Raw genomic sequence first — 5567 nt, 5'->3', positions numbered from 1 at the left:
CCGATCTCAATGCCCTCCACGAACCGCTGTGGGCGGGCGGCGTTGCACGCAACGACGACGGCGAGCTCACCATCGAGGGGCTGACGGTCAGTGAGCTGCAGCGCCAGTACGGCACGCCGCTGTTCGTGCTGAGCGAGACAGACTTCCGGGCCCGGGCCCGGGCGTTCAGCGACGCCTTCAACGACGCCTTCGCCGATATTTGCGGGGGAGTGGACGTCTACTACGCCGGCAAGTCCTTCCTCTGCACCTCCGTGGTCCGTTGGGTCGAGGAAGAGGGGCTGCGCCTGGACACGGCGTCCGGCGGCGAACTCGCCGTGGCCTTCCGCGCCGGCATCCCCGGCGCCGACGTCGCCCTGCACGGGAACAACAAGTCCGACGGCGAAATCCACCGGGCGCTGGACATGCAGCTGGGACGGATCGTGGTGGACAGCCTCGACGAGCTCGAACGCGTCGCGGCGATCGCCGCCAACCGGGGCGACACCGCCAGGGTGATGCTGCGGCTGACCCCCGGAGTGCACGCCCACACCCACGAATTCATCGCCACGGCCCACGAGGACCAGAAATTCGGCCTGTCCATGGCCGGGGACTCCACGGACCAGGCCGGACTGTCCGCCGCAGAGGAAGCCGTGGCCGCGGCCACCGGGCACGCCAGCATCGAATTGCTGGGCCTGCACTGCCACATCGGCTCGCAGATCTTCGAACCGGACGGCTTCGCCCTCGCCGCCGAGAGGCTGCTGGACTTCCTGGCGGCGATGCAGTCGAAGTACTCCATCGTGCTGCCCGAGCTTGACCTCGGCGGCGGCTACGGCATCGCCTACACCCCCGTGGACACCCCGCGCCCGGCCGCCGAAATCGCGCAGGCGATGGCCGCCGTCGTCCGTTCCAAATGCGCTGCCCTCGGCATAACCGCCCCCCGGATTTCGATCGAACCGGGCCGCGCGATCGTCGGAAGCACCACCTTTACGCTGTATGAGGTCGGCACGCTCAAGACCGTCCGGGTGGATTCCCCGGCCTCTGCTGGTGCCGCGGCCGGCCACGACGGAGCCGGGGACGTTACGCACCCCCGCCGCTATGTGTCGGTGGACGGCGGGATGAGCGACAACCCCCGGCCGGTGCTGTACGACGCGGATTATTCGGCGATTCTCGCCTCGCGGAGCTCCGACGCGGCGCCGCAGCTGTCCCGAGTGGTGGGCAAACATTGCGAGAGCGGCGACATAGTTGTTAGAGATGTATATCTGCCCGAGGACGTGGCAGCCGGTGATCTGCTTGCTGTACCGGGGACCGGCGCCTATTGCTGGGCCCTGTCAAGCAACTACAACTATCTGGCCCGGCCGGGCGTTATCGCTGTCAGCGACGGATCTGCCCGGCTCATTGTCCGCGGGGAAACCGAAGAAGATTTGCTCAACCGCGACATGGGAGTCTGAATGTCTGAATTGCGAACCCTGAAAGTGGCCCTGCTGGGCTGTGGCAACGTTGGGGCCCAGGTTGCGCGGATTCTCATTGACGACGCCGACGCCCTGGCCGCGCGCACCGGCGCCCGGCTGGAACTGCAGGGCATCGCGGTGCGCAACCTCGATGCCAAGCGCGACGTCGAGCTGCCGCAGGAGCTGTTCACCACTGACGCCGAAGTCCTCGTCAAGGACGCCGACGTCGTCATTGAACTCATGGGCGGCATTGAGCCGGCCCGGACCCTGATCCTGACCGCCATGCGGCACGGTGCCTGTGTTGTCAGCGGCAACAAGGCGCTCCTGGCCCAGGACGGCCCCACACTGTACGAGGAAGCGGACAAGGCCGGGGTGCAGCTGTCCTACGAGGCCGCCGTGGCTGGCGCCATCCCCATCCTGCGGCCCATCCGCGACAGCCTGTCCGGCGACCGGATCACCCGCGTGCTCGGGATTGTCAACGGCACCACCAACTTCATCCTCGACCAGATGGACTCGACCGGCGCGCAGTTCGCCGACGCGCTGGCCGAGGCCCAGCGCCTGGGCTACGCGGAAGCCGACCCCACGGCCGACATCGAAGGCTACGACGCCGCCGCCAAGGCCGCGATCCTCGCCTCGCTGTCCTTCCACACGCGGTTCGCCCTGGAAGACGTCTCCTGCGAGGGCATCACGTCGGTCACCGCGGCTGACATCGCCGCGGCCAAGGAAGCCGGCTTTGTCATCAAGCTGCTGGCCATTGCCGAGAAACTGGTTGACGAGGACGGCAAAACCGGCGTCTCGGTCCGTGTCCACCCCACGCTCCTGCCCCGCGAGCACCCGCTCGCCGCTGTCCGCGGTGCATTCAACGCCGTCTTCATCGAAGCCGAGAACGCCGGCGAGCTCATGTTCTACGGCCAGGGTGCCGGCGGCACCCCGACGGCGTCCGCCGTGCTGGGCGACCTCGTCTCCGCGGCCCGCCGCATTGTCCTGGGCGGCCCCGGCCGCACCGAAACCACCACGGGGCACGTGCCATCGCTGCCCATCGACGCGGCCGTCACCAGCTACTACATCGGACTCGACGTCGCGGACCAGCCCGGCGTCCTGGCCAGGATCGCGCAGCTCTTCGCCGAGCACGGCGTGTCCATCGAAATCATGCGGCAGACCATTCACCGCGACGCCGACTCCAACGTGGAATCGGCCGAGCTGCGGATCGTGACACACCGTGCACGCGAAGCCGCACTTGCAGCAACCGTCGAGGCCGTCAGGCGCCTGGACGTCATCAATTCCGTCACATCCGTACTCCGGGTAGAAGGAGTCTAAGTGGCTCACCAATGGCGCGGTGTCATCCGCGAATACGCCGACCGTCTTCCTGTCACGGAAGCGACCAAGGTCATCAGCCTGGGCGAGGGCGGCACCCCGCTCGTGCATGCCCGCCACCTCTCCGAGCTGACCGGCAGCACCGTCTACCTCAAGGTCGAAGGCATGAACCCGACCGGTTCCTTCAAGGACCGCGGCATGACCATGGCCATGACGGCAGCGGTGGCCGCCGGCGCCAAGGCCGTGGTCTGCGCCTCCACCGGCAACACCTCCGCCTCCGCCGCGGCCTACGCGACGGCGGCCGGGCTGCAGTGCGCGGTGCTGGTCCCGGAGGGCAAGATCTCCATGGGCAAGCTCAGCCAGGCAGTCGCGCACGGAGCCACGCTGCTGCAGGTGGACGGCAACTTCGACGACTGCCTCGACATCGCCCGCAAGCTCGGCGAGTCCTACCCGGTGTTCCTGGTCAACTCCGTCAACCCGGCCCGGATCGAAGGCCAGAAGACCGGAGCCTTCGAAGTGGTGGATTCGCTCGGCGACGCCCCCGACTTCCACGTGCTCCCAGTGGGCAACGCCGGCAACATCAGCGCGTACTGGAAGGGCTACAAGGAATACGCTGCGGCGTTTGAGTCGCCCACCGCCGGGTCACTACCCGCCGTGTCCACCAAAACACCCGTCATGTGGGGCTTCCAGGCCGCAGGGGCGGCACCCTTCGTGGCCGGCCACCCCATCACCGAGCCCGACACCATTGCCACCGCCATCCGGATCGGCAACCCGGCCTCCTGGGACACCGCCGTGGCGGCCCGGGATGAATCCGGCGGCGTGATCGAGGCCGTCACGGACGAGGAAATCCTGTCCGCGCACCGGTGGCTCTCCGCCCGGGAAGGCGTTTTCGTGGAGCCCGGCTCCGCTGCCGGCGTCGCAGGGCTGATCAAGAAGCACGCGGCCGGGGAAGTGCCGGCAGGCAAGACGATCGTGATCACGGTGACCGGTCACGGCCTCAAGGACCCGCAGTGGGCCCTGCGCACCGAGGACGGCAGCGACGTGCAGCCGGTCAAGGTCTCCAACGACGTCGTCACCGTCGCCGCAGCACTGGGACTGGAAGAAAAATAACGTTGGAAACAACCCTCACCGTCCCGGCCGAATCAGCTGCCGGCTCCCCGGCCGTTCCGGCGGGCCAGCTGGTCACCGTGCGTGTCCCGGCCACGAGCGCCAACCTGGGCCCCGGGTACGACAGCCTCGGCCTGGCGCTCACGCTGCATGACACGCTGACCGTGGAAACCCTGGCCAGCGGTGAACTTGAATTCGAGCTCAGCGGCGAGGGTGCCGAGTCCCTGCCCCGCGATGCGACGCACCTCGTGGTCAAGGCCTTGACCGAGGCCCTGCACCGCCTGGGGTTCCGGCACGAAGGCCTGCGGATCACGGCGGACAACGTCAACCCGCACGGACGGGGCCTGGGCTCCTCGGCCTCGGCCGTGGTGGCGGCCGTCAGCGCCGCCAATGCCCTGGTTCCGGAGGCCTCCCGGCGTGGCCGCGACTGGATCCTGCAGCTCACAAGCGAAATGGAAGGCCACCCGGACAACGTTGCACCCGCCATTTTCGGCGGACTGGCGCTGTCATGGCAGGACAGTGACCAGTACAGCAGCACGTGCGCGTCCGTGGCCGCCTCTGTGATCCCCGTGGTCGCCGTGCCCGACTACGAGCTCTCCACTGAGGCCGCCCGGGCCCTCTTGCCGGCCTCGGTGGGCCACCATGCCGCGGCCATGAACTCCGGCCGCGCCGCCCTGCTGATCCATGCCCTGACCACGAACCCGGAATTCCTGCTGCCCGGCACCGAGGACTACCTGCACCAGAGCTACCGCGCCGAGGCCATGAGGCCCAGCGCGGAACTGATCGGCGCACTGCGCCGGGCAGGGCACGCCGCCGTCGTATCCGGCGCAGGACCCACCGTGCTGGTCCTGGCCAACGGCGAAGCGGAAGCCCGTGAAGTTGTGGACTTCATCGGCGCCCACACCGCGGGCAACACGCCGGAAGTGGGCTGGCGCGTGATGAAGCTGGCCGTGGACGTTGAAGGTGCTAAAGTGGAAGTGCACCGGCGGTAAATACGCAGGCGGTAAATTTATAACCGTTGTAAGACCGCGATGTTGGCCACGTAGCCTCTCTCATCTTTCACTGCGCAATATTTTCCGGTGCCACCTGCTTTCGGTCTGACGCAGGAATCAGCAGAATTGATCTGCCCCCTGAAACTCAGCCCGCCGTTCCTCATTTCTCGGATCGTGCATGGTGAAGCTATATCCGGCCCTGCTGGCCGATATCCATCCGGCAAGGCCGAAATCCCGGCTGCAGATCTGAACTGCAGCCCAGATCAAATCACCGCGTCCAGCTCTTAGCCTGGACGCCGTCGAGGGGGAAGGATCCTTCGTGACCGAAACCACTGAGCTGTCTCCGGCTGTGGATACATCTTCTGCTGCCGAATCAACGACAGCACCCGCCAAGAGCAGCGGCCTTGCAGGCCTTAAGCTCGCCCAGCTCCAGGCCCTCGCCAGCCAGCTGGGCATTTCCGGCGGTTCCCGCATGCGCAAGGGTGATCTGGTCACGGCCATTTCCGCCCACCGCGCAGGCACCCCGGTAAGCAAGGCTCCGGCCCGCGCTGCCGAAAAGGCGAGCGACAACGGCACCGTGTCCCACGCAGCGGCCCCGGCAGCTGCGCCCGCAACGGTGCCCGCCGCCGAGGACGAGTCCCTGGCAAGGGAAAACACCGCCCAGGAAAGCCCCCGCGCCCGCCGTGGCCGCAGCCGCCGTGCAGGCAGCGACGGAGTCGTCACGGCTCCC

General features: G+C 67.7%; 5 protein-coding genes. All 5 read left to right on the top strand.

Translation table 11 applies throughout. From position 1 onward, the window contains the following. Positions 1 to 1424, top strand: a 1424-nt coding sequence (gene lysA / locus Y706_RS24065; protein ID WP_043435241.1) for a diaminopimelate decarboxylase, incomplete at its 5' end; no start/stop codon positions are given. Further along, positions 1425 to 2741 (top strand): homoserine dehydrogenase, encoded by a 1317-nt coding sequence (locus Y706_RS0107235; protein WP_028276076.1) that lies wholly within the window; start codon positions 1425 to 1427, stop codon positions 2739 to 2741. Beyond that, positions 2742 to 3848: a threonine synthase gene (thrC, locus tag Y706_RS0107230; protein ID WP_028276075.1), complete on the top strand. Its 1107-nt coding sequence runs from the start codon at positions 2742 to 2744 to the stop codon at positions 3846 to 3848. It begins immediately after the preceding gene. Between the two features lie 2 nt (positions 3849 to 3850). Then, positions 3851 to 4837 (top strand): homoserine kinase, encoded by a 987-nt coding sequence (thrB, locus tag Y706_RS0107225; RefSeq protein WP_028276074.1) that lies wholly within the window; start codon positions 3851 to 3853, stop codon positions 4835 to 4837. 319 nt (positions 4838 to 5156) lie between these two features. Beyond that, a partial coding sequence (locus tag Y706_RS30055; RefSeq protein ID WP_253906710.1) for a Rho termination factor N-terminal domain-containing protein occupies positions 5157 to 5567 on the top strand: 411 nt, incomplete at its 3' end.

It is taken from the genome of Arthrobacter sp. I3, assembly GCF_000520575.1.
Classification (GTDB): domain Bacteria; phylum Actinomycetota; class Actinomycetes; order Actinomycetales; family Micrococcaceae; genus Arthrobacter; species Arthrobacter humicola_A.
The sequence above is the reverse complement of the archived record's forward strand: the minus strand, read 5'-3'. Positions and strand labels throughout refer to the sequence as shown.

What these genes read in the sequence shown, in the direction of transcription:
- Y706_RS0107235 (WP_028276076.1), top strand. Translation starts at nt 1,425, where the DNA reads ATGTCTGAATTGCGAACCCTGAAAGTGGCCCTGCTGGGCTGTGGCAAC.